Source organism: Chelatococcus reniformis (assembly GCF_014640075.1).
Taxonomy (GTDB): Bacteria; Pseudomonadota; Alphaproteobacteria; order Rhizobiales; family Beijerinckiaceae; genus Camelimonas; species Camelimonas reniformis.
On the sequence record NZ_BMGG01000002.1, the window covers coordinates 574,419 to 598,048 of the forward strand.

Consider the following 23,630-nt stretch of genomic DNA (forward strand, 5'->3'; position numbering starts at 1 on the left):
CATGGCTGGACAGAGCTCTGGACGCGGTGCCGACGAAGCGATCTCAGGGACGGGCGCGGCTCGCCGCGCGCGGCCAGGGGTCGACGCCGTACCGGCGCGCAATAACGCGCCGGCCGATCAGCGCACCGATCCAGATCATGCCCACGGTCAGCAGTGCGAGCGGGATCGTCACGGCCAGGACCGCCAGGGCGACCGCCGCGAACAGCAGCCGCTTGCCCCAACGGCCCACGCTCGGCCCCCAGAACGGCTCCTGCGGCTGGCCGTCCCGAATCATCACCTGCTCGCCGACGACGTCGGCCTCGAGAATGACCGGCTGGTCAGCGCGCTCCGCCTTGTAACGCTCCCGCCGAAAGTTCGTCATCGTCCGTGATCCTTGCCGGTACCGCAATTTGCGCGCGTACGCGCCGCAGGCCGCCGAGCCGACACGACCGCGCGCCAGTGTTCCACGACCACAGCGGCAAATATAAGGTCTAATCGGCTGGTTGCCATGGCCACTGGCTGCGCCGGTCACAAAGGCGGGGGAGCGCGGGCCGGCCGCTAGAACGCGAACAGGAAAGCGCCAAAGGCGATGGTCGCGCGCCCGCGGCCGCCAGGCCGAAGAGGATGCGATCATAGAGCGCAACCCGCTCCTTCAACTCGGGATCCTCGCGCCCGCCGAAGCCGAGGGGATCCATAGCCGCGCCTCCCTCCCGAGCCCCCGACGCATGCAGGCTCGCCACCACGACGGTGGCGATGGCCAGCGCGGCCCAGCCGATCGGCGCTGCAAACAGAATGGAACGTGCCGGAACGACCTGCAATCGTGACGGGCTCCTTGCCGTGGCCGCCGGCCCCGCTCGGTAGGTGTGAAGGCGCGCCAATCACTGGGCTCGTTCTGCGACGGAGAAATCAACAAACTCAAGGGTGTACCGCCAGGGCGTGGAGGCGGGCTTTGCAATTTGCAATGCGCGAACCGAGAATGCCGTTGCGTTCTGCAAAAGCCGCCGGGCATTCCGGCGGGCCTCGAAACCGCCCACAAGAGCTGGTCCAGGGAACGGCCAGCCACCCCAACCTTGCCGGAGAGAGTCCAATGGGATCCCACGCCATCCGCGCCGCGTTCATGGCCACCGCTCTCGCCGGCGTGACGTCGCCGCTGGCCGCCATGCCGGCCGCATTCATGCAGCGGGCAGAGACGCACCTTCCGCTGGAGCGTGCCGGAGTGGTCTGTGATGCCAACGGTTGCCGCGCCGGGTCGGCCAGTACGGACGGGCGCAGCCCCTATTACGGACGCTCATACCTGGGCGGAGACGGGGAGGTGAAGCGCGCCCTCGCCGACCGCGACCGTTTGCGCCGCGAGCGCCAGCAGAGGGACAGCGCCGCCCCCGCGCAAACGAGGTAGGGCGAGCGCGCGGGCGCCGGTACGCTGTCTTGGGATTTCGCAATTGGATGAGTTCATCCAATCGCACAGAAATGCTCATAATCTTAAATCCGAAGCTTTTCTTTTGCGATTGGGCATCCAATCGCGCCGCGCTTAGGACCGCGCAGCCGCGGCTTCGCCGTATTGCTATGCAAGGCACGTCCAGACGCCCGGCCATCACTCGCCGCCATTGTGCACACGGGATTTCGGCGCCGGCGCGCGGCCGGGCACTTGCGGAGTGAGTGTGATGTTTGAATTCGGGCAGAAGGTCGTCTGCGTCGACGATCGGCCGGCCGCCGACGGCTTTCCGCTGCCGATCGTCCGGGGCTCGATCTACACGGTCGCGCATTTCGAGACGTCCTTGTGCCTCGACGGGCACCAGAGCGTCGAGCTGGTCGAAACGACGCCTCCCATTCGCCCGTTCTTCACCCGGGCCTTCCGCGCGACCCGCTTCCGGCCCCTGAGAGAAGACAGGACCGACATCTCGGCGCTGCGTGCGCTGCTGGAGCCCCTCGACGCGTGACCCGGCTGGCCCGTGGTCAGGACGGGGTAATCGGACCCTGCTTGTACCGGCCGCGCCGCGACCGCGCGCTCCCGGTAGGTGACCAGGGCCCGGGCGGCATCGCCGTGCGTGAGCGCATTGCCGCTCAGCCCGAGAGGTGACGTGACGTCCCGGCCAAATTCCAGGCGTCCACGCCGAGCTTCGACGGAGGCCGCGCCGCCGACGAGGGGCAGCAGCGCATCTGTGACGAGCTGCCCGCAACGATCGGGTCAGCTGTGGATGTCCATGTCCTTGGTTTCCGAGCCCGCAAGCAGCGCGATCAGGGTCAGCACACCCATCGCCGACAGATACACCCCGACCCAGAAGGGGCTGCCCTGGCCGGCGCTCCACAGCGCCACCGCGACGAAGGGCGCGACGGCAGCTCCCAGGATCGAGGAGACATTGTAGGAGATACCGGAGCCGGTATAGCGGACGTTGGCGGGAAACAACTCGGGCAGCAGCGCGCCCATGGGGCCGAAGGTCATGCCCATGAGGGCAAAGCCGATGATCAGCCACGCCATGACGCCGGCCGGCCCGGCGGCGAGCAGCGGCACCCAGGTGAGGCCGAAAGCGATGATGGCGAGGGTGACGCAGATGAGCGTCCTGCGCCGGCCCCAGCGGTCAGCCCACGGCCCGGACAGGAGCGTGAAGATGCCGAAGAAGACGACGCCGACGATCATCATGAGCACGAACGTCCGGTAGTCATAGCCCAGGCCCGGCGTTGCGGCGCCGGTGGCGGCCCGCCCGTAGCTCAGCGAGAACGTGGTCATCAGATAGAAGAGCACGTAGGTCGCCAGCATGTAGAACGTGCCGAGCACCAGCGCCTTCCAATGGGTCCGGAACACCGACACCAGCGGCAGCTTCTGCACGGCGCCTGCCTTGACCGTGTTCTCGAAGGCTCTGCTCTCGACCAGATTGAGGCGGACCCAGAGGCCGATGACGACCATCACGGCCGAGAACAGAAACGGGATGCGCCAGCCCCATTGCAGGAACGCCGTCGACGGCCGTGACGGATCGTCGGAGGGCAGGACAGCGGCGATGATCAGAAACAGGCCGTTGGCGATGATGAAGCCGATGGGCGCGCCGAGCTGCGGAAAGGTGCCGAAGACGGCTCGCTTGCCCGCGGGCGCGTTCTCGGTGGCCACGAGGGCCGCACCGCTCCACTCGCCGCCGAGGGCGAAGCCCTGGGCCAGGCGCAGCAGGACGAGCAGCGCAGGAGCCAGCCAGCCGACGCTGGGGTAAGTGGGCAGCAGACCGATCAGAAAGGTCGCGATGCCCATGGTCAGCAACGCGCCGACGAGGGTGATCTTGCGGCCGCGGCGGTCGCCCAGGTGGCCGAAGAAGATGGCTCCCAGGGGCCGCGCCACCATGGCAGCGCCAAATACCGCGAAGGAGGCGAGCAAGGCCGTCGTCTCGTTGCCCGCAGGGAAGAACAGGTGCGGAAAGACCAGCACCGCCGCCGTGGCGTAGACGTAGAAATCGTAAAACTCGATCGTCGTCCCGACGAGGCTCGCCAGGATGACCCTGGCTCGGGAGTTGGCCGGCGCGGCGTCGAGCGTCGCGGTCGGAGCTGCATAGGACATAGGGGGAACTCCAGCGAGGCATACGGCTCGGCGCACCGGCGCGCGAGAGGCGAGGCCGCCCCGTCCGGGTGCGGCCCGGGGCCGATCCTCCTTCGGGAACGGGCGTCCATTTCCGGGAATCATGCTGCCGGCGCCTGGCCGGGGAAGGCTCGTCGCACAGGGCCGGTCGCTTGGACCTATCGACCGGACATTTCAAGGGCAATATGCGGGCAGGGCCTGCGGCATCGAGCCTTCGGCCAAGTTCTTTGGCCAAGTTCTTTGGCCATGTTTTCTTCTTTGGCCATCTTTTGTCCGGCTGGCGTCGGCCCCGCGCTGTCCGATGCCCTGCCGGACGGTGCCCCCGCCGTTGCCGGGACCGGTGGAACCGGCGAGGATATGTTCGGGGCCCCCACGCTGAGGTGGCCGACCGATGTCAGCAAATCGCATCAGTTTGCGCGTACCCGTCCGAAGGGCGACAGAAGGATTTGTCAGATGCGCAACGTCAGGAGCGACGGCGAGGCACGGCCCTGGCTGAAGCAGGAGCTTCAGGACGACATGGACGAAGAGCTCGAGCAGGAGATCGATGACGCGCGCGTCCCGCCCGAGCTCAGGGCACTGCTCGACAAGCATGAGAAGAGCACGATCGACCGTCAGTTCTACTTCAGCGAGCTGCTGCGCCTTCAGGGCGAATTGGTGAAGCTGCAGGACTGGGTAGAATACCAGAAGCTCAAGGTCGTCGTGCTGTTCGAAGGCCGCGACAGCGCCGGCAAGGGCGGGGTGATCAAGCGCATCATGCAGCGCGTCAACCCGCGCACCTGCCGGGTGGTGGCGCTGCCCGCGCCGTCCGACCGCGAAAAAACCCAGTGGTACTTCCAGCGCTACGTCTCACACCTGCCTGCGGCCGGCGAGATCGTGCTGTTCGACCGCAGCTGGTACAACCGCGCCGGCGTCGAGCGCGTGATGGGCTTCGCCTCGGAAACGCAGGTCGAGGACTTCCTGCGCGACGTGCCGGAGTTCGAGCGGGCGCTGGCGCGCTCCGGCATCATCCTGGTGAAATACTGGTTCTCGATCACCGACGAGGAGCAGCAGCTGCGCTTTCTTATGCGCATCCACGATCCGCTCAAGCAGTGGAAGCTCTCGCCGATGGACCTCCAATCCCGCGTTCGCTGGGAGCAGTACACCAAGGCGAAGGAGGCGATGTTCGAGCGCACGAGCATTCCCGAGGCGCCGTGGTACATCGTGGAAGGCAACGACAAGAAGCGCGCGCGCCTCAACTGCATTTCGCACCTGCTCTCGCTGGTCCCCTACGAGGAAGTGCCCCACGAGACGATCACGTTGCCGGATCGCGTCTTCGATCCGAACTATGAGCGCCGCACGCTTGCGCCGGAGCTCTACGTCCCCGAGTGCTATTGACAGGCGTCCGCGAGCTTCGGCTCTGAGGGGCACGTTTCGATCGGGTGGAAGCACCCGATCGTTGCGCGCAATGACGGCGGGCGCGCCGCATCACCAATGTCTGTCGGACACCGACCAGAATCGTGTCATGAGCGGATAGATCGCGGCCGGATGCATCGCCACGATCGACGATAGTCGCGAGGCCGCAGCCGCGCGGCGGAGCGGGAGACAGCGCCATGGTCTGGGAAATCGCCGAGCTCACGATCAAGCCGGGGCAAGAAGCCGGCTTCGAGGCTGCCGTCGCGCGGGCCAAGCCGTTGTTCGAGCGGGCGCGGGGCTGTACCGCCATGCAGATCCAGCGGTCGATCGAGAGGCCGAATGTCTATCGCCTCATCGTCGAATGGGCGACCGTCGAGGACCATATGGTCCATTTCCGCGGCTCGCCGGACTTTCAGGAGTGGCGAAGCCTGGTCGGCGCCTATTTCGAGAGCCCACCCGCTGTCGAGCATACCGAAAGGGTTCTCTGAGACAGGGGCGGCCGACAAGCCAGCGTGTGCCTCGTCTTGGCCGCGCCAGATCAGGCCGGCGCGGCCCTATCCTGCTTCATGAGTGCGCCGATCCTGTCGGCGTCGGCCTGGTTCACTGGGTTGTAGACCACCATGCAGAGGTCGGGACGACCATCGACCGCGAAGGCCGAGTATTCAAAGGCGATCGGGCCGAGAACCGGGTGCTTGACGTGCTTGGTGCCCTCGCCGTGGCTGCGGACGTCGTTGTCGCGCCACATCGCCTGGAATTCAGGGCTCAGGCGGCTGAGTTCATCGACAAGCGGCTCCGTTGCTGCCGCGGCCCCCGCACGCATCGCGTCGATCCTGAAGGCGCCCACGACGAAGCGCGCGACGCTGTCCCAGTCGTACTGCGCCGTGCGGGCGCGTGGATCGAGGAAGATGGAGCGCAGGATATTGCGCTGCTCCGGCGGCAGCGATCCGTAGTCGGTCAACATCACGGCCACGGCGCGGTTCCAGGCGACAACGTCCCACGCAGCGGTCCTGATGAGGGCAGGGCTCGGCTCCAACGCGTCGAGCACGCGCTGCAATCGCGGCGATACGGCTTCGTCGGTCCTGTAGCGCACCTCGGGCGGCCGCCCGAGTCCGAGCAGGAAGAGGTGCTCGCGCTCGACATCCGTCAGCATGAGGGCGCGGGCGATCCGGTCGAGCACATCGGCCGAGGGCGCGCCACCGCGCCCCTGCTCGAGCCATGTGTACCAGGTCGGACTGATGTTGGCGCGTTGCGCGACCTCCTCGCGGCGCAGGCCCGGCGTGCGGCGCCGTTCCGGCGAGAAGCCGAAAGCGGCCGGATCGAGCTTTGCGCGCCGGTCCTTCAGATAGGCCCCAAGCGGGCTCTCGTTGGCGAAGCGCTCGGTCATCCTGTTATGCATTATCCCATGATAACGTCACTACTTTACCAGGATAGCCCGGCGGCTCACATCCGTCTCCCTTGCAACAGCGGAGACGTTTGCTCATGCGTGTGTTTGTCACCGGCGCGACCGGATTCATCGGTTCCGCCGTCGTTCAGGACCTGATCGCGGCCGGCCATCACGTGCTCGGCCTCGCCCGCTCGGACGAGAAGGCCGCGGCTCTGGCCGCCACCGGCGCGCAGGTCCATCGAGGATCGCTTGATGATCTGGAAAGCCTGAAAGCCGGCGCCGCCGGATCGGATGGCGTCATCCATCTGGCCTTCAACCACGACTTCTCGAAATATGCGGCGAATTGCGAGGATGATCGCCACGTCGTCGAGACGCTCGGCACCGTGCTTGCCGGATCCGACAGACCGTTGATCGTCACCTCCGGAACCGGCATGACGAATGCCGTGCCGGGTCAGCCTGCGACGGAGGACGATGCGGCGGGTGGTTCCGCCGTGGTGCCTCGCGCGGCCTCCGAGGAGGCGGCGGCATCCGTCGCCGCCAAGGGAGTCAACGTGTCGGTGGTGCGCCTGCCGCAGGTTCACGATACGACCAGGCAGGGCCTCATCACCTACGCGGTTGCGGTGGCACGCGAAAAGGGCTTGTCGGCCTATGTCGGCGACGGGCTCAATCGCTGGCCGGCGGCCCACGTGCGCGACACCGCCCGTCTCTACAGGCTGGCGCTCGAGGCGGCGGAACGCAGCGCAACCTACCACGCCGTCGCGGAAGAAGGCGTGCCGCTCCGCGACATCGCCGAGGTCATCGGCAGGGCCCTGCGCGTTCCCGTCGCGTCCATCGCGGCCGACGCGGCTGAAGCCCACTTCGGCTGGCTCGCGGCATTTGCCGGCCGCGATGTGCCGGCGTCCAGCACGCTGACGCGGAAGCGCCTGGGATGGCGGCCGACGGGGCCCGGGTTGATTGCCGATCTCCAACTGTTGCACGGCGCCTGACGCTCGCACGGGCTTCGCCAGGGAGCGGCCGATTCGACCGGCAAACCGACAAGGCCCTGTCCGCCGTGCCGGCGGCCCAGGACCTTGTCGATCCGATCGGATCGGCGGGAGACGACACCAACGCGGTCACGCGCGCAACGCCAAGTCTATGGTTACACATAATCGTGCCATTGGAGGCAAGGATTGCAGCCCTTCCGAAAGCCTCCTTCCAGCCGCCCATCGGATAACCTGTGTCCGAGCCCGGCGATCAGATGGATTGCTACGCGGCCCGTGGCCGGCCGTCCGGCCGGCGGGGATCGTGACGGGCGGCAATGGTGCGGCTGCGCCCCGCCAGCACGCCGGCGACAACCATGACGCCCGACAGCGCGACGCACAGGCCGAGCGGCACGTGCCAGCCGCCGGAGGCATCGTGCAGCAAGCCCGCCAAGGGTGGCCCGACGGCAGCCAGCCCGTAGCCGACGCTCTGCGCCATGCCCGACAGCGCGGCCGCCTGATGCGGGCTGGTGGCGCGCAAGCTCATGAACATGAGACTGAGGATGAGCGTGCTGCCGTTGCCGATGCCAAAGCAGACGGACCACAGCACGGCCCAACCCGGCAGCAGCAGCAGTCCCAACAGAGCGGCCACGGTGGCAAGCGAGACGATGCAGGCGACGAGCCGCTGGTCCCTCATGCGTGCCACGATCGGACCGAGCAGAAGGCCCGGCGCAGCGCCAGAGATCTGCATCAGCCCATGGAGGGCGCCGGCATCGGTCGCCGAAAACCCCGCGTCGGCGAGGATCGACGGGAACCAGCCGACGAGAACGTAGAACAGGAACGAGTTCAGCCCCATGAAGGCCGTCACCTGCCACGCCAGAGCCGAGCGCCAGACGCGGCCGTCCCGCGGCGGCGGCGAGCCATCCACTGTTGTGGTGTGGCCGCCGAGCTGTGGCAGCCAGACGGCGAGCGCCGCCGCCGGAAACAAGATGGCCGTCGCAAGCGGCAGCCGCCAGCCCGATCCTGTGGCATGGGCGAGGGGGATCATGAGGGCCGACATGCCGGCCGCCGCGATGCCCATGGTGACCGCGTAGGCCGCGGTCATGGTGGCGATGCGGTCCGGGAAGTCGCGCTTCAGCAGGCCGGGCAGCAACACGTTGGCGATGGCGATGCCTGTCCCGAGGATCATGGTGCCGGCGAAGAGACACCAGGCCGGGCCGAACGAGCGCACGGCGATGCCCCCACCGACGAGGGCGATGGCCGCAAAGAGCGTTCGCTCCAGGCCGCATCCGCGCGCCAGCAGCGTCGAGATCGGCGACAACAGTGCGAACGTGAGCAGCGGCAGCGTCGTCAGCAAGCCGGCCTGCGCCGTGCCCAGGGCGAAATCAGCACGGATCGCCGGTAGCACCGGCGCGATCGCGGTGATCGGGGCGCGCAAGGCCGCAGCGACCAACAGAATGCCGAGGACGAGCAGGGTGCGCCCCGCCGGCGGCGCGTGGGGCGGAGACGGGCCTGTCATCGCGGCGGGTTCCTTCTCCGTCCCTGCCGCGGCCGCTGCGGACCGGCGGGAATTGCTACGTCAGTCCACCGGGCAGACGATAGACGCGGGCCGCCGTGCCTGTGAACAGAGCGGCCTTCTCGTCGACTGAAGCGCCGGCGGCCAGCCGCTTGCAGGCGTTCCACAACGCCGCGTAGCTGCACCAGCGCTTCTGGACCGGGAAATTGCTCTCGAACATGCAGCGTCCGGGCCCGAACCACTCGAGGCACACGTCGACGAACGGCCGCCAAGCGACAGCGATATCGGTGGAGCTCAGCGGCGGGCCGCCGGCCTCGCGGCCCGGGCCTTTTCGGCGCACGGGCAGGGCGCCGAGCTTGACGTTTACGTTGTCGTGGCGGGCGAGAGCGACCATCGCCTCGCGCCACTCCTCAAACACCTCAGGCTGGCGCTGCGCGTTCGGGCCGCCAAGAATCGGACTGCCGAAGTGGCACAGCACGATCGGCATGGACGGGAAGGCAGCCGCCAGCGCGCCGACCTCGCCGATCTGATGGTGGTAGACCCAGGCGTCGAAAGTCAGACCGCGCCGTGCCAGGCAGGCCATGCCCGCACGCACCCGCGTGTCGGCGAGGAGGTGCGGCCCGGGCGCCGGCTTGGGCACGAGGTCGCTCGGGTGCCACGCCGTGGAATAGCGGACGGCGGAGAAGCGGCCGCCGCTCGCCGCCAGGTGCAGGTCGAGCAAGCCGTCCACCGCCTCGCCGAGCTGGAGATCGATGTTGCCAACCATGGCCGCGCAGGTCCGCGCCGCCCCGAATTCGCCGCTGGCGCTCATCGCGGCGACCCCGGTGACGAACTCCGTTTCGCCAAGCGAACGCAGCTCCGACGGACCGTCGGCCCGGTACATCGAGCCGCACTCCTCGTACACCGTCGCCCGCACATTGTGACCTGAGGCCAAGTCGGCGAGCAGCTCCGGGAACATGTAGTTGCTGCCGGGCCGCCGCCAGAGGTGATGATGCGGATCGATGATCGGCAGGGCCGGCTCGAGGATCTCCTCGGTGTAGCCGGCGAGCCAGGCCTCATCGACGGTTCCGGAGAAGTGATCGCGGTCGGCCATGAGCGTTTCGCATCCCTGTCGTTGCGATCAGCATATGCTGAGGCGGGGTGGCGAAGCCACGGGCCGGTGGCTTGGCAGCCATGACATGGCGGCGGTGCGGCGGCTCGGACCGCCTGCCCCGGCAGCTGATCCCAGGCAGCCGCCTGAGCATTCTGGCGTTCAATTCAGCCGCTTATCGACCTCGGTTGTGCAGGCCCGTTCGTCATTTCATCAACCCCGCCGACCTCAGGGCGTTCTCGATAATTTCGCCGATGCGCCCGCCCGCAAGCGCTGCCGGCGCGGTGGGGTGCAGCAAAGGCCGGTCCGACACATGAGCCGTCAACATGGATGGCGACGCTGCGGCAGGCATCCGCCGGCGCCCATCGGCCACGGTCTCAGGGGCAATCCCCCAGAATCCGGCCGTGTGTCGCGTGGATGAAACCCCCACGTCAATCATGTAGGGCCCGCTTGCGCCGCACGATCCCGGTCCGACCGTGTTCAGCGCCAGGCCGTGCGCCATGCCCGGCACGATCATCGCTTCGATGACCTCCCTGCCGTTGACGTCGACCCACGAGCGACGCACGCAACCATCGATCATGCCCGGATTGGGCGAAGGAGACGCCGCATGCAGCCCACGCCATTGCTCGATAATCGCTTCGGCGTTTGACGGGGAGACCGTCTGGTCACCGCTACCCTGCCAGATCGAGAGCTTCGGCCAAGGTCCCCGGTGACTGGACGCCTTGCGGACGTATTGCGTTAGGGCCGCGGCGTCCGGCAACCCGTGCCCACGCATTCGGTCGAAGGCCTCTGGCATTGTTGAAGCGGCTCCGTACGGAAGGCCGGCGCAGGTGGCGCCGCCTGCGAACCGTTCGGGGTAGGTGGCTAGCATGACCATGGCCATGGCGCCGCCGGCCGACAGCCCCGTGACGAAGGTTCGGTTCGGATCCAAGCCGTAGCGGGCGGTGAACGCGTCGATCATCTTCAAGATCGACTCGGCCTCTCCACCCTGGCGGCGAATGTGGGTCGGTGAGAACCAGTTGAAGCACAGGTTCGGGTTGTTGGAGCGCTGCTGCTCGGGATAGAGCAGCGCGAACTGGCCCTCATCGGCAACCTGCGACCATCCCGAGCAGTTGTCGAATGTGGCCGGATCCTGAGTGCAACCATGGAGCACGACAACGAGAGGCGCGCCCGGCGGGAGCCCCGGAGGCACATAGAACTTCGCCCCAAGACAACCCGGATTTGGACCGAACTGACCAAGGTCCCCCAGACGGCTGGCGCGTTGCTGGATTGGCGCTCCGATCGCGGGCCGATTGAACGCCGACAGGCGAGCGACGGTATCTGACAGGTATCTCACTACTTTTCCTCTGGCCCACGCGAGCGGTGGGCAGACGTCAAGTCGCCGAGCAACGGAATTGTTGCACCGCAGCGCAAGACTTCATCGGCAGGCGATCGGACGACGGGGGGCGACAGCCGCATGTCCCCCCGAATGGCGCTGGTGATTGGCTGGCGCATCGCCTTACTCCGAACCGCCACTAAATCGTTGACGTCGCTACATCTGGATGGATCGAGGAAACGTAAACATTTTTAGTTGACGTTGCTATTCTTAGCTGACCTCCCATATGGGAGGGATGCTGACCCCCGCTCAATCTCGCGCTGCGCGCGGCCTTCTCGACTGGTCCCAAGCCGATCTCGCCGTCGCCGCTCGCGTGAGCCTGTCGACCGTGCGGGATTTCGAAAAGGGCCGTCGAACACCGATCGGCAACAACATGTCCGCCATCCGCACCGCACTCGAGGCGGCAGGCGTCCAGTTCATCCCCGAAAATGGTGCGGGGGCCGGCGTGAGGATGGAGCGGCGCGACGCGCAAGCTAAAGGCTCAGCAGCGGAACGGATGCAGAAGCAGGCGGCGAGCCGAGATGCCGCTTATTCGGCTATGGACAAGGAGCTCGCAGGCTCGCCGGCTTCGGCTGACGATAAGGCCGCACGTAAGCGGAAGCTCACCGAGCCGCCGAAGGGCGCCAAATAGGATCAGCGCTCCTCGACCGGAACGATCGTCGCAGCGATACCCAGGCAACGCGTGCCGACGCCCGAGGGAAGATCCCTCTACCCCGTAAGCAGATGAGAGCGTGGCGAGAAGCGCCCCGATGGCGCTTCCCCCAAGCTGCTGAGCCTCGTGAAGGCGAAAGGGCTTGCCGCAATCAGGCGGGAGCCGGTTAGAGCCGATACGTTGGCGGATGGAGCGAGGCACCCGCAGCCTATGACCGACGCAGCACGTCCTGCCATTCCGGATGACGGTCGATCTGCGCTTTTGCGAACGGACAAAGCGGAATGATAGCGACCCCTTCGCGTCGGGCATCCTCGACCGCCTGGCGCACCAGTCGCTCGCCGACCTTGCGGCCACGCAATGCTCCTGGAACGTCTGTATGGTCGATGATGATCAACCCTTCGCCGGCCCGGCTATAGGTCATCTCGGCTTCGACGCCGTCGAGGACGATCCGGTAGCGCCCCTTCGATGCGCCATCCTCCCGCTCAACCGCTTCGTCGGTCGATGAATGGGCATTCTTCGGTAGCTCGGCGTCCGGCGGCCGCACCTGCGCCGGCCGTCCCTGCGCACCCTCCAACAAATCGCGGTCCCATCCTCCTAGCTCGGCCGTGGCCTCGTAGGTCGAGACGAGAAACGCCAAAAGGGCCTCGTCGCCGTCGGCTGCCGCCCGCACGGCATCGTAGGGCAGAATGAACTCCGACAGGCCGTCATGCCAGAATGCGGCATCAGGCCGGACCGACGCGCCTCGAAAGCCGTTCGGCGCCGGATAGGCGTAGGCGTAGAAGGCGGGATAGTCGATGCCACCGCCGCCCGGCCAGAAGCCTGCCGACGAGACCTCGCGGTCGTAGGCTTCCTGCGCCACATCGTCCGGCAATGCCGGAATGCCGCCGCCATGGAGAGGCGCTCGCCGCCCCGAAAAGCGGGTGACGGCCAGATCGAAACTGCCCCAGAACAGGTGAACGGGGCTGGATTTGCCGAGAAAGGAGGTCCGGAACGTCTTGAACACCCTGTCGACCGCCATCAAGGCGTGATGGAAGCGTTGAACGGCATCGCGGTCGTAGGGCCGTTCGCGATGATCCTCGCTGAACGGCACGGGGTGGGGCACTTCGTTCGGCTGGCCGTTGAAGGTCGGCGTGCCGCCGAGTTCGGAAACCAAGCGGACGAAATTGGCGTGGAACGCTGCGACCGTGGACGGCCCGAGCGCAAACGACGCTTTGCGGCCGTCGCCGCTCGTGCCCACGACCAGGTGGTCTTGAAAGTCGAACAGGATTTCGATGCCAGGGCCGTCGGGGATTGGTGAGGATGTCAGGCCGCTAGGCGTGACATAGAAGGTCGCATTCCAGGAATGATTGAGCCACGGGGTATGAGCTAGCCGATACTTGCCGGCGATCTGCAAGTAGAGGTGCAGGGCCGAACACGTCTCGCGCCAGCTGAGGTAGTCCAATTGGGGCCACTTGTTGCTCATTGCGCTTGCTCCATACTGCATCACAGGCAGGCAACGCTGATCATGTCGTCCGGACGCCCAAGTCGCGTCAAGGCGGTCTCCCGATGCGTGCCGCTCAACCCGGGAGGGGGATGTGCTCATCCCGGTCGTTAGCCGGGAGATCGAAGCGTCCCTTGCCCCAGTTCTGCGCGCGCCAATCGGCCTTGGCTGCTTCGATGCGCTCCTTGGATGAGGCGACGAAGTTCCACCAGATATAGCGTGGTCCAGCGAGCGTCGCGCCGCCGAGGATCATCAGCCGCGCGCCTCTGCCGCCGGCCGCGACGGTGATCCTGTCGCCAGGGCGGAAGACCATCATCTGAGGCGCCTCGTAGTCCTGGCCGGCGATCGAGATCGAGCCTTCCACGATGTAGATGCCTCTGTCCTCGTGATCGTCCGGCATGGGCAGCCGGCTTCCTGGCTCGAGCTTCACATCGGCGTAGAATGTGTCGGAGAACATCGACGCGGGAGCGACTTTGCCGTAGGCGTTCCCGAGGATCAGCCGAAGCGAGACGCCGCGGTCCTCGATCATCGGCAGCGCCTCCTTGCCGTGATGTTCGAACATGGGCGCGATGTCCTCATGGCTTTCGGGCAGAGCGAGCCAAGTCTGAATCCCCAGCACGCTGTGCGGACCGCTTCGGCCCGCTGCGGACGTGCGCTCCGAATGAGAAACACCGCGACCGGCGACCATCCAGTTCAGCGCGCCGGGACGGATGATCTGGTCGGAGCCGATGCTGTCCCGGTGGTGGAAGTCGCCTCGATACAGGTAGGTGACGGTGCCGAGACCGATATGCGGGTGCGGCCTCACGTCGATGCCCTGGCCGGTGAGGAACTCGGCCGGCCCGGCTTGGTCGAAGAAGATGAACGGCCCGACCATCTGCCGTTTCGGCGCCGGCAAGGCGCGCCGAACCTCGAAGCCGCCGATGTCTCGGGCACGCGGAACGATGAGGGTTTCGATCGCGTCGATGCCCACCTCGTCGGGACAGCCCGGTTCAACCGCTGGGTTCCAGCTCATGCGTGTCATTCTCTTCTGAGTTGTCGGACTGCCTCGCCCTCGCCAGGGCAAATAGCGAGCGACGGCTTCCGCAACTAGTCGCGAAACGTGCCACGCCGTGTCGCGGAAAGCGGAACGCGCAATCTGCAGCGCGGCGTCGCTCCCGCGAACAACTCGATCAGTCGTTCGGTGAGGACCCGTATCGTCCGCGCGGGATGCTGATCTGCCGGGCGGATGACATATGCACCGGCGGCATAGGAACCAACCGTTGCCTATGTCTCCGGACTGGACAGGCGGCCAATGGCGGACGGAGAACGGTGAAGGAGGGCAACGTCACCCTTGAGGGGGCCGAGGGTTCGGCTTCGGAGATCCGCGACGTCAAGGACGGCCCGCAACTCAAGTCGCGAGCCGTTTATTGCGGGCCACGTCATCGGCTTGATATTGGTCGTACGGCGCCGTGGTCAATCGTCACGATGACCGGCCTTTAAAATTTGCAGCGCTTAGAGGGCGAAGCGGACGGCAGAAATGCCCGTCAGCGTGCGCCTGCAACGCCGGAGGGGTTCGGAAGCGTCATCAGAAGCCCTGACGCTGTGAGCGCACAAAGCGCAGCTACGACGATTGGCAGGGTGTAGCTCCCGGTGGTGTCGAACGCGTATCCCGCCAGAGGCGGGCCTAGCAGACTTCCGATCCCGGCGCCAGTATAACTCAAGCCTATAATTGCGCTCGAGTTACGAGGGCCGAAATAGTCGACTAGCAGCGACGCTGATAGTGCAATATAGCCACCGAAGAACGCTCCAAACATCAGAGCAAAGAAGCTCAATTCGTAGAAACTATTGGCGAAAATCCACCAAATCAGCATTACGCCGATGCCAGAAAACATAATTGCTTGTCCACGTTTACGACCCATGCGATCAGCGATACTGCCGATAAAAAAGCGACCGACTATCGACCCGACGCCTATCAGCGACACTAAAGTCAGCGCGGCGGAGCGATCGAAGCCGATGTCTTGCGCCGAATTTGCCAGATGCACAAAGGGGACAAAGAGGCCGAGGCAGATCAAGACAGTGGCGACATACAAGACAAAAAACGGTCGAGAGAGCAACGCGTTGCGGATCGTCCATCCTGGAAGTTCCGCGTGTGAAGCTCTGGAGAGACCTGCGTCTCCACCGTCCGGAAGGAAGCCCCTCTTCTCGGGCGAGTTGTCGACGAAGCACGCGGCCACTAGTCCGATTGCCCCCGTTGCAAGAGCGAGAGTTAGATACGCGCCGCGCCATCCGAGGTCCTCGATAAGCGCTTCCGCGATCTTCGGGTGCACGAGCGAGCCTAGCGCTGGACCCGTTGCGGCAATGCCTGATGCGAGACCGCGCTTCAAGACGAACCAACGCTGAACAGCTCCTATCGCGGGGACATATGAGAATCCAACCCCAGCGCCAAAGACAATCCCGAAGCCAAGATAAACGGCAGAGAGGCTCTCTGCCCGCGCGACCACCAGGAGCCCAGCGACCAACAGCGCAACGCCTGCCATAATGACGGGTCGAGCACCATGCTTATCGGCCAGCATTCCGCTCAAAGCACCCAGAGAAAAGTAAATCGCCCCGCATATTCCAAAAGCCCATGACACCGCTGCGCGTGGAGCCCCGAACTCTCGCTGGAATTCCTGAAAGAAGGAGGGAAAGCTGTATGTTTGACCTAGGCCGACAAACATCATGGTGAATGCGGCGGCTACAACCACCCAGCCGCTCCGGGTCGAAATCCGCTGGCGCTCCGAACGAATCAAATCGGTCAATCGTCGTCCCCCCCTTTACACTTCGGCCCTTTGGGTAAGCGCATGAAACGCTAACACTCGATGTCATCCCGTGACCATCAATCGTTCCGGCAGCAGCTTCGGCGAGCGCCGGCGCTCTCGACCGGCAGCCGGGCTAACTCAGCGCCGATTCCAGGGAAGCGCGTGTCCAGGCCAGGCCGGACTTGGTGCAAATAAAGACGTGACCATCGCGGATTGTGCAGGACAAGCTGTACCCGTCCCATTTGGTCTTGCTCCCATTAGTTGCGATCCGGCGCCTTGAGCATAGGGCTCAGTTCGCTGCCGGAGCCAAGTCAGGGAGGGGGCCTCGACGAGCTCGCCTCGGCCAACCTGCCGACGGCGGCCGGCTAGAGCATCTCCGCGTTTCTTCGAATCGCCGAAATGCTCTATCTGATTGTTTTGTCGCGTTTTCTTCACGCGAATCGGCGTCCACTTCGCTCGAAAACGCTCTAGAGGCCAGCTGCTCGATATGGCAGGCGGCGGCCGTGGGCTCGATGCTGATGCCGTTGCCATCCGGACGGTGATGCGCGGCAACGAAGACGTCCTCCACCAGTTCCCCGCCGTGCGCGAACGGCTCCAGGCCGTCGCCGCGGCGCGTGAAGGGCTACGGCAGGTATCCGCGACGCCGGCGGGGACGCGACAGGGTGGGTGCTCGACGTCAACGACGACCAGCAGATCAAAGAGGTCATGGTCCCATCAGTGGGTGCCACCCGCGCTCCCCTTCCTGCGGGGAATAGCTCGACCCTCGAATGAATTTGATGGCGGGGACGTCCGGAGCCCAACATCAATGCGGTCTGTCCGGAGCAGACGTGCAAGTCGGGGCGCTGAAGCTGGCGGGGCGGGCGCGGCAGCGGTCCGGCCGGGCTGGCGGAGGCGGCGAGGGAAGAGCCGGCTTCGCGTCTCCGGATGTCGATGGATGGCGCGCCGGCCGCGTGATCCTCTCGAAGCCGACGGCGTTGTTTGCGCTGCAATCAAAGACGGTAGACCGTCGACAGACAAAACAGGGGAGGAACACATGTTCAATCGATTGCGGGTCACATCGGTCGCCATCGCGCTCGCGGGCCTCGGTTGTGCCGCCGGCCCGGGCCTCGCTCAGCAAAAGTACGATCCGGGGGTCAGCGACACCGAGATCAAGATCGGCAACATCATGCCTTATAGCGGGCCGGCGTCCGCCTTCGGCGCGATCGGAGCGACCTACGAGGCCTATCTCAGGATGATCAACGATCAGGGCGGCATCAACGGCCGCAAGATCAACTTCCTCTCCTACGATGACAGCTATAGCCCGCCCAAGGCCGTGGAGCAGACGCGCAAGCTCGTGGAGGGCGACAATGTCCTCCTGATGTTCGGCGCCGCGGGAACGCCGTCGAACACGGCCATCCAGAAGTACCTGAACGCCAAGCGCGTGCCGCAGCTGTTCGTCACCAGCGGCGCGACGAAGTGGGGCGATCCGAAGAACTACCCGTGGACCATCGGCTGGCAGCCGACCTACCAGGTGGAAAGCGAGGTCTATGCGAAGTACATCCAGGAAAACCATCCCGCGGCCAAGATCGGCATCCTCTTTCAGAACGACGACTTCGGAAAGGACTATCTTCAGGCTTTCAAGACTGCACTGGGCGACAAAGCCAAGGGCCTGATCGTCACGGAAATACCTTATGAAATCACGTCACCGACCATCGATGCAGAAATTCTCAAGTTGAAGGCGAGCGGCGCCGACGTCTTCTTCAATGTGTCGACGCCGAAATTCGCAGCCCAGGCCATCCGCAAGATGGCTGAGATCCAGTGGAAGCCCGTGCACATGCTCTCTATCGTGTCCGTGTCGGTGAGCTCGGTGCTGAAGCCGGCGGGGCTCGAGAACGCCCAGGGCATTCTGAGCGTGAACTACAGCAAGGATCCGACCGACCCAAGATGGAAGGATGATGCCGGCGTCAAGGAATGGAACGCGTTCATGGACAAGTACATGCCGCGCGCCGACAAGGATAACTGGCTTCACGTCCCCAGTTACAGCATCGTGCAGACGCTCGTCCAGGTGCTGAGGCAGGCGGGCGACGACCTGACGCGCGAGAACGTCATGCGACAGGCGGCAAACCTGAAAGATTTCACGACCGGCATGCTGCTGCCCGGCATAACGATCAATACCAGCCCGACCAACTTCTATCCGATCAGGCAGATGCAGATGATGCGGTTCAAGGATGACCGCTGGGAGATGTTCGGGCCGGTCGTCAGCAGCGACGCCAAGGGCTGACGAACGCGACAGGCTCAGGCGACCTTCGGCAGCGGGCGGCGAATCGGCTCCGCGATGTGCGGCAGCCTCCTCGCCAATGACGGCGTCCCGGACCTTCTGAAGCCCGCTCCAGCTCAGGCTGGGCGGTCCGGGCCAGCTGGCGTACGAGCTGGGCCTCGGATGCGCGTGCCGTGGATCTCGATCGTGTCGCCGTCGATGACCGATGCCAGGCCGATGATGGGGCCATCTGTCCCTGGCGTTCCCGAGGCGGCCCCGTGCGCCGGCAGGACGAGCAAAGCCGTAAGGGCCGCGAGAACGGCGTATCGCGCGGCTAATCGCATTGCCGCAGATCGTCTAGGAAGGAGCGTATCAGTCCAATTGTGAGGCGGTCGAGGTGCGGCCCGGTGGCGACACGGCCAAAGGTGACACTTGGATGGTCTTGCTCCAGCTGCCACCATTTTCGGCCCCGCTTCAAGATGATCATTCGTTTGCCCGCCTGGGCGCTGGAATCAGTTCCTCCCGCAACCAGCGGCGATGCGCTCGACGGAGAGGAGTGTTTCGAGGAGCCGCTGATTGGACGGCTCCCTGCTCAAGCTTGCTGACCTATAGGCGACAGCGTTGACGATAGAGCCCTCTTCCGATTGCAGAAGCCTCCCGATGCTGGTTCGCGAGTAGTAGGGAGCTGCAACGGCAGGGTCGGCGGCGACCGGTCGAAACAGGCGCTCTCGATGCGCCTCGGCCGCGCCCGGGTCTTCAAACTCCCGCGGCGTGACCAGCCGGTTGAAGCCGCCATTCGACATGAGAACGATGACGGGGGCAGTGTCGACCGCGCCGATGTAGGCCGGCGGCGGGAATCTCAGATCGAAGGTATGGTCGCTGGTTTCCGCAAAGACCGGCGCATCCGCGGGATGGACCGAGCCCCTGAGGCCGCGCCAGAAATTCACGAGGGTGGATGGGCTGGCCATTCGTGGCCCGGGATTAGGGTAGGTGCCGGATCGAATTCGAAAAGATTATCGTTCGTCGCTACTTAGACGGAAAGAATGGCGGATGGGGTGGGATTCGAACCCACGGTGGGCTTGCACCCACGGCGGTTTTCAAGACCGCTGCCTTCAACCACTCGGCCACCCATCCGACGGGCACTGCGGCCGCGTCCCGAGCACTCTGCCGCGCTCGGTTCGGCGCTTGTAGCAGACCAGAACGCGCCGGAGAATGGCCTGCAGGCTGGAGCCGATCGGCCCCTGCGGTGCGCGGCCCGTCAGCCCGAGGCGGCGGCCCCGTGCGCCGCCACCGCTTGCAGGAACACCTCGCCGAACTCCTTGAGCTTGGCGGCGCCGACGCCGTTGACGGTGGCGAAGGCGTCGAGGTCTCGCGGGCGACGCAGCGCCATGTCGATGAGCGTGCGGTCGGAGAAGATCACATAGGCCGGCACCTGGCGTTCGCGGGCGAGCTGGAGCCGCAGCGCCTTGAGCGCGGCCAGCAGCCCGGAATCGACGTCGTCCGCGCCGGCGCTCGCGCCGGGCGCGGGACGTGCCTTGCCCCGTTCGCCGCGGCGCGGCGCGTCGATGCGATACTGGAACGCGCCCTCGCCGCGACCGAGCCGTTGCCCCTTCTCGGTGATCGCAAGCCCGCCGTAGCCCTCCAGGTCGAGCCGCAGGAAGCCGGCGGCGACGAGCTGGCGGATCAGCGACTGCCACACGTCCTTCTTGTGCGCCGTGCCGGAGCCGAAGGCGGCGAGCCGTTCATGCCCCCTGTCCCGCACCTTCTGCGTGTCGTGGCCGAGCAGCACGTCGACCACGTGGGCGCTGCCGAAGCGCTGACCGGTCTGCGCGACCGCGGCCAGGATGAGGCGCGCCTCCGCCGCGCCGTCGGCGTGGGCGGCCTGGTCGAGGCAGTTGTCGCAATTGCCGCAGGGCGAGGCCTGTTCGCCGAAATAGCTCAGCAGGGCCTGGCGGCGGCACTGCGCCGTCTCACAGAAGCCGATCAGGGTATCGAGGCGCCCGTGCGCGCGCCGCTTGTGCTCGGGGGAGGTGTCCTCGCCCTCGATGAACTGGCGGCGCATGCGGATGTCGTCGAGCCCGTACAGCATGTGCGCTTCGACCGGCCGCCCGTCCCGCCCGGCGCGCCCGATCTCCTGATAGTAGGCTTCCAGGCTGCCCGGCAGATCGGTGTGGAAGACGTAGGCGACGTCGGGCTTGTCTATGCCCATGCCGAAGGCGATGGTCGCCACCATCACCACGCCCGCCTCACTCATGAAGCGGTTCTGGTTGGCGTCCCGATCCTCCTTGGCCATGCCGGCATGGTAGGGCAGGGCGCGGACCCCGTGCTCGACGAGGAAGGCCGCCGTCTCTTCGGTCTTCTTGCGCGACAGGCAGTAGACGATGCCGCTGCGGCCGGCCTGGCCTTCGACGAAGCGCAGCAACTGGCGCCGGCCCTCCCGCCGAGGTTCGACGATGAGCTTGATGTTGGGTCGATCGAAACCCAGCACCAGGGTCTCGACGCGGTCGGCGAACAGCCGTGCCGCGATGTCGGCGCGCGTGGCTTCGTCCGCCGTGGCCGTCAGCGCGATGATCGGCACAACTGGAAAGAGTTCACGCAGCCGGGCGAGGTCCTCGTATTCCGGCCGGAAGGCCGGGCCCCATTGCGAGATGCAGTGGGCCTCGTCGATGGCGATCAGGCGGACGTCGAGCCTGGCGAGCGCCGCCAGCATCCGCCCGGTCATGAGCCGCTCGGGCGCCAGGTAGAGCAGGCGCGTCTGGCCGGCCGCGACGCGCCGCCAGGCGGCGACGTTGGCCTCGCGGTCGAGCGAGGAGTTGATGGTGTCGGCGGCAACGCCGGCGAGCCGCAACGCTGCGACCTGATCCTGCATCAGGGCCACGAGCGGCGACACGACGACGGTGAGCCCGCCCAGAACCAGGGCGGGCACCTGGTAGCAGAGCGACTTGCCGGCGCCGGTCGGCATCACCGTGAGCACGTGGCGCCCGCCCAGCAGCGCGTCCATGGCGCCGGCCTGGCCGGGACGGAAATCGTCGAAGCCGAACACGTCCTTGAGAACGCGTCGCTTGGGGTCCTCCAGGCCTGAAGGGACGTCGGCCACGGTCAAGCCCCCCTCGCCGGAGCGGCGGGCGGTCCGGTCCCGTCGGCCGCCCGCTCATGTGCGAGTCGACGGGTCCAATCGTCCAGGATCGCCCCGACCGTATCGCGCCAGTCGATCTGCGGCCGCCAGCCCAGGGCCCGGCTCAGGGCAGCGCCGTCGCCCGCCATGCGGGGGATCTCGCTCGGCCGCTGCCGCTCCGGGTCATGTCGCACCTCGAACGCGCATCCCGCCGCGTCGCGCAGGTCATCGAGGATCGAGCCGATCCGGCGCAACTGGCCGGAGGCCACGTTGAAGGTGGCGACGGCAGGCAGGGCGTCACTGCCCAGGATGATCTCGCCGTAGGCGCGCACGACGTCGCGCACGTCCAGGAAATCGCGCTCCGCCGACAGGTTGCCGACATTCAGCACCGGCGTGGCGAGGCCCAGGCGGATGCGCGCCACCTGGGCGGCGAAGGCGGGAACGACAAAGCGCTCGTCTTGGCCGGGGCCGGTGTGGTTGAACGGCCGCACGATCACCAGCCGGCCGTGTTCGGCGAGAATGTCGCGCGCCGCGGCCTCGGCCGCGGCTTTGCTGCGGGCATAGACCGTGGCCGGATCGAGCAGCGCCGCCTCGTCGAGGGGGCGGCCGGCAAGAAACGATCGGCCATAGACTTCGGCCGTGGAGACGCACAGCAGCATGCCGCCGGGCGCCTCCGCGGCGACGCTCTCGGCCACGTTGATGGTGCCGGCCACGTTGACCTGCCAGGCGGCGCCCGGCCGGCGCGCCGCTTCGGGGGGCGAGGCAAGGCCGGCCAGATGCACGGTGTGCGTCGGCCTGAGCTCGCGCAGCGCGGCGCGCACTGCCGCCGCATCGCCGACATCGAGCTGACGGCACGGCAGGTCCGGGGGCAGGGGCGCAAGCGCGGTGGCGATCACCTCGTCGCCCGGCGGCAGCATGGCACTGAGCGCGCGCAGCAGATGCCGGCCGACGAAGCCCACGCTTCCGGTGATGAGGATCCGCCGCGCCATGACCTACGCTGCGGCCTTGAGGCGGGCGAGGTCGGCATCGACCATCTCGGTGATCATCTCTTCCAGCGATGTCGTCGCTGCCCAGCCGAGCTTGCGCTTCGCCTTTGCCGGGTCGCCGATGAGGACGTCGACCTCGGCCGGGCGAAACAGCGCGGGATCGATCACCACATGCGCATCCGGGTCGAGGCCCACGTGCTCGAAGGCGACGCGGCACATGTCGCGCACGGTCACGCTGCGCCCGGTGGCGATGACGTAGTTGTCGGGCTCGTCCTCCTGCAGCATCCGCCACATGGCGTCCACGTAGTCACGGGCATGGCCCCAGTCGCGCTTGGCGTCGATGTTGCCGAGGCGAAGCTCGCCGGCAAGGCCCAGCTTGATGCGGGCGACGCCGTCGGTGACCTTGCGGGTGACGAATTCCGAGCCGCGCAGGGGCGACTCGTGATTGAAGAGGATGCCGCAGGAGGCGTGCAGCCCGAAGCTCTCGCGGTAGTTGACCGTCATCCAATGGGCATAGAGCTTGGCCACCGCGTAGGGCGAGCGGGGATAGAAGGGCGTCGCCTCGCTCTGCACCGCCTCCTGGATGCGTCCGAACATTTCCGATGACGATGCCTGGTAGACGCGCGCGTCGGGCTTCATCAGCCGAACCGCCTCGAGCACGTTGACGGCGCCGAGCCCGGTAATCTCGCCGGTCAGCAGCGGCTGCTGCCAGGACGTGGCGACGAACGACTGGGCGGCGAGGTTGTAGACCTCGTCCGGCGCGCTGTTCTGGATCGCCCGAGCGATGCTCGACAGGTCGAGCAGGTTGCCGTCGATGATGCGCACCGCCCCGCCGATGCCGAGCCAGCGCAGCCGGTGGTCGTCGACGCCCGCGTGGCTCGAGCGCCGCACCAGCCCGTGCACCTCGTAGCCCTTGTTCAGCAGCAGTTGGGCGAGATAGGCGCCGTCCTGCCCCGTGACGCCGGTAATGAGGGCGCGTTTGGCCATTCACGAATGTCCTTCTGGTCTGCACGGCCACGAACGAGGCAGCGGCGGCATGGCGCGTGCCGCGCCCGAGTGCGTCCTCGGCTGTTTGTCGCCCAGGTGACGTCGCGGAATTGATGCGGCCTCGCGGCCGGCGCATGGGTGGTCCA

21 protein-coding genes and 1 tRNA gene are annotated in these 23,630 nt (G+C 66.4%); 7 read left to right on the plus strand and 15 right to left on the minus strand.

The window, feature by feature from the left end; translation table 11 throughout:
- Positions 1 to 43: 43 nt before the first annotated feature.
- Positions 44 to 361 (minus strand): hypothetical protein, encoded by a 318-nt coding sequence (locus tag IEW34_RS07045; protein ID WP_188608429.1) that lies wholly within the window; start codon positions 359 to 361, stop codon positions 44 to 46.
- A gap of 109 nt (positions 362 to 470) precedes the next feature.
- Complete coding sequence (locus tag IEW34_RS07050; RefSeq protein ID WP_188608430.1) at positions 471 to 797, minus strand: hypothetical protein; 327 nt, start codon at positions 795 to 797, stop codon at positions 471 to 473.
- 269 nt (positions 798 to 1,066) lie between these two features.
- Between IEW34_RS07050 and IEW34_RS07055 the strand changes: the two genes are divergently transcribed.
- Entirely contained in the window at positions 1,067 to 1,375 is a 309-nt protein-coding gene (locus IEW34_RS07055) for a hypothetical protein (RefSeq protein ID WP_188608431.1), read from the plus strand.
- A gap of 265 nt (positions 1,376 to 1,640) precedes the next feature.
- On the plus strand, positions 1,641 to 1,916 hold the full coding sequence (locus tag IEW34_RS07060) for a hypothetical protein (RefSeq protein WP_188608432.1): 276 nt from the start codon (positions 1,641 to 1,643) through the stop codon (positions 1,914 to 1,916).
- 248 nt (positions 1,917 to 2,164) lie between these two features.
- Here the strand turns inward: IEW34_RS07060 and IEW34_RS07065 are convergent, their stop codons facing one another.
- The gene (locus IEW34_RS07065; protein WP_188608433.1) at positions 2,165 to 3,517 is read right to left on the minus strand and encodes an MFS transporter; all 1,353 of its coding nucleotides are present in this window, start codon (positions 3,515 to 3,517) and stop codon (positions 2,165 to 2,167) included.
- Between the two features lie 471 nt (positions 3,518 to 3,988).
- Between IEW34_RS07065 and ppk2 the strand changes: the two genes are divergently transcribed.
- Positions 3,989 to 4,909, plus strand: coding sequence for a polyphosphate kinase 2 (gene ppk2, locus IEW34_RS07070; protein ID WP_210324462.1), 921 nt, complete (start codon positions 3,989 to 3,991; stop codon positions 4,907 to 4,909).
- Positions 4,910 to 5,124: 215 nt separating this feature from the next.
- Complete coding sequence (locus tag IEW34_RS07075) at positions 5,125 to 5,415, plus strand: antibiotic biosynthesis monooxygenase family protein (RefSeq protein ID WP_188608435.1); 291 nt, start codon at positions 5,125 to 5,127, stop codon at positions 5,413 to 5,415.
- A gap of 50 nt (positions 5,416 to 5,465) precedes the next feature.
- Here the strand turns inward: IEW34_RS07075 and IEW34_RS07080 are convergent, their stop codons facing one another.
- Positions 5,466 to 6,311, minus strand: coding sequence for a helix-turn-helix transcriptional regulator (locus IEW34_RS07080; protein WP_188608436.1), 846 nt, complete (start codon positions 6,309 to 6,311; stop codon positions 5,466 to 5,468).
- Between the two features lie 95 nt (positions 6,312 to 6,406).
- Here IEW34_RS07080 and IEW34_RS07085 point away from each other — a divergent pair, with 95 nt between their 5' ends.
- Positions 6,407 to 7,297 carry an SDR family oxidoreductase gene (locus tag IEW34_RS07085; protein ID WP_188608437.1) on the plus strand — a complete coding sequence of 297 codons (891 nt, stop codon included), beginning with the start codon at positions 6,407 to 6,409 and terminating at the stop codon, positions 7,295 to 7,297.
- A 259-nt stretch (positions 7,298 to 7,556) separates the two neighbouring features.
- Here IEW34_RS07085 and IEW34_RS07090 read toward each other — a convergent pair whose 3' ends face one another.
- The 3 genes from IEW34_RS07090 to IEW34_RS07100 all read right to left on the minus strand — a co-directional run bounded on the left by IEW34_RS07090 (position 7,557) and on the right by IEW34_RS07100 (position 11,212).
- The gene (locus IEW34_RS07090; RefSeq protein WP_188608438.1) at positions 7,557 to 8,789 is read right to left on the minus strand and encodes an MFS transporter; all 1,233 of its coding nucleotides are present in this window, start codon (positions 8,787 to 8,789) and stop codon (positions 7,557 to 7,559) included.
- A 55-nt stretch (positions 8,790 to 8,844) separates the two neighbouring features.
- A complete protein-coding gene (locus IEW34_RS07095; protein WP_188608439.1) occupies positions 8,845 to 9,879 on the minus strand; it encodes an amidohydrolase family protein in 1,035 nt (344 codons plus the stop codon).
- Positions 9,880 to 10,081: 202 nt separating this feature from the next.
- Entirely contained in the window at positions 10,082 to 11,212 is a 1,131-nt protein-coding gene (locus tag IEW34_RS07100; protein ID WP_188608440.1) for an extracellular catalytic domain type 1 short-chain-length polyhydroxyalkanoate depolymerase, read from the minus strand.
- Positions 11,213 to 11,486: 274 nt separating this feature from the next.
- Between IEW34_RS07100 and IEW34_RS31040 the strand changes: the two genes are divergently transcribed.
- On the plus strand, positions 11,487 to 11,882 hold the full coding sequence (locus IEW34_RS31040; protein WP_188608441.1) for a helix-turn-helix domain-containing protein: 396 nt from the start codon (positions 11,487 to 11,489) through the stop codon (positions 11,880 to 11,882).
- Positions 11,883 to 12,111: 229 nt separating this feature from the next.
- On the opposite strand, the gene IEW34_RS07110 is transcribed toward IEW34_RS31040, so the two are convergent.
- From IEW34_RS07110 to IEW34_RS07120, 3 genes are all read right to left on the minus strand, one after another.
- Complete coding sequence (locus tag IEW34_RS07110; RefSeq protein WP_188608668.1) at positions 12,112 to 13,365, minus strand: DUF5996 family protein; 1,254 nt, start codon at positions 13,363 to 13,365, stop codon at positions 12,112 to 12,114.
- 94 nt (positions 13,366 to 13,459) lie between these two features.
- A complete protein-coding gene (locus IEW34_RS07115) occupies positions 13,460 to 14,395 on the minus strand; it encodes a pirin family protein (protein WP_188608442.1) in 936 nt (311 codons plus the stop codon).
- A 511-nt stretch (positions 14,396 to 14,906) separates the two neighbouring features.
- On the minus strand, positions 14,907 to 16,160 hold the full coding sequence (locus IEW34_RS07120) for an MFS transporter (RefSeq protein ID WP_188608443.1): 1,254 nt from the start codon (positions 16,158 to 16,160) through the stop codon (positions 14,907 to 14,909).
- Between the two features lie 1,033 nt (positions 16,161 to 17,193).
- Here IEW34_RS07120 and IEW34_RS07125 point away from each other — a divergent pair.
- On the plus strand, positions 17,194 to 18,420 hold the full coding sequence (locus IEW34_RS07125; RefSeq protein ID WP_188608669.1) for an ABC transporter substrate-binding protein: 1,227 nt from the start codon (positions 17,194 to 17,196) through the stop codon (positions 18,418 to 18,420).
- A gap of 488 nt (positions 18,421 to 18,908) precedes the next feature.
- Here the strand turns inward: IEW34_RS07125 and IEW34_RS07130 are convergent, their stop codons facing one another.
- From IEW34_RS07130 to IEW34_RS07150, 5 genes are all read right to left on the minus strand, one after another.
- Complete coding sequence (locus IEW34_RS07130) at positions 18,909 to 19,364, minus strand: hypothetical protein (RefSeq protein ID WP_188608444.1); 456 nt, start codon at positions 19,362 to 19,364, stop codon at positions 18,909 to 18,911.
- Positions 19,365 to 19,440: 76 nt separating this feature from the next.
- A tRNA-Ser gene (locus IEW34_RS07135) sits at positions 19,441 to 19,530 on the minus strand.
- Positions 19,531 to 19,654: 124 nt separating this feature from the next.
- Positions 19,655 to 21,493, minus strand: a complete 1,839-nt coding sequence (gene recQ, locus IEW34_RS07140; protein WP_373288191.1) for a DNA helicase RecQ — start codon at positions 21,491 to 21,493, stop codon at positions 19,655 to 19,657.
- 2 nt (positions 21,494 to 21,495) lie between these two features.
- Complete coding sequence (locus IEW34_RS07145) at positions 21,496 to 22,500, minus strand: GDP-mannose 4,6-dehydratase (RefSeq protein ID WP_188608446.1); 1,005 nt, start codon at positions 22,498 to 22,500, stop codon at positions 21,496 to 21,498.
- 3 nt (positions 22,501 to 22,503) lie between these two features.
- Positions 22,504 to 23,484, minus strand: a complete 981-nt coding sequence (locus IEW34_RS07150; protein ID WP_188608447.1) for a GDP-mannose 4,6-dehydratase — start codon at positions 23,482 to 23,484, stop codon at positions 22,504 to 22,506.
- Positions 23,485 to 23,630 lie beyond the last annotated feature (146 nt).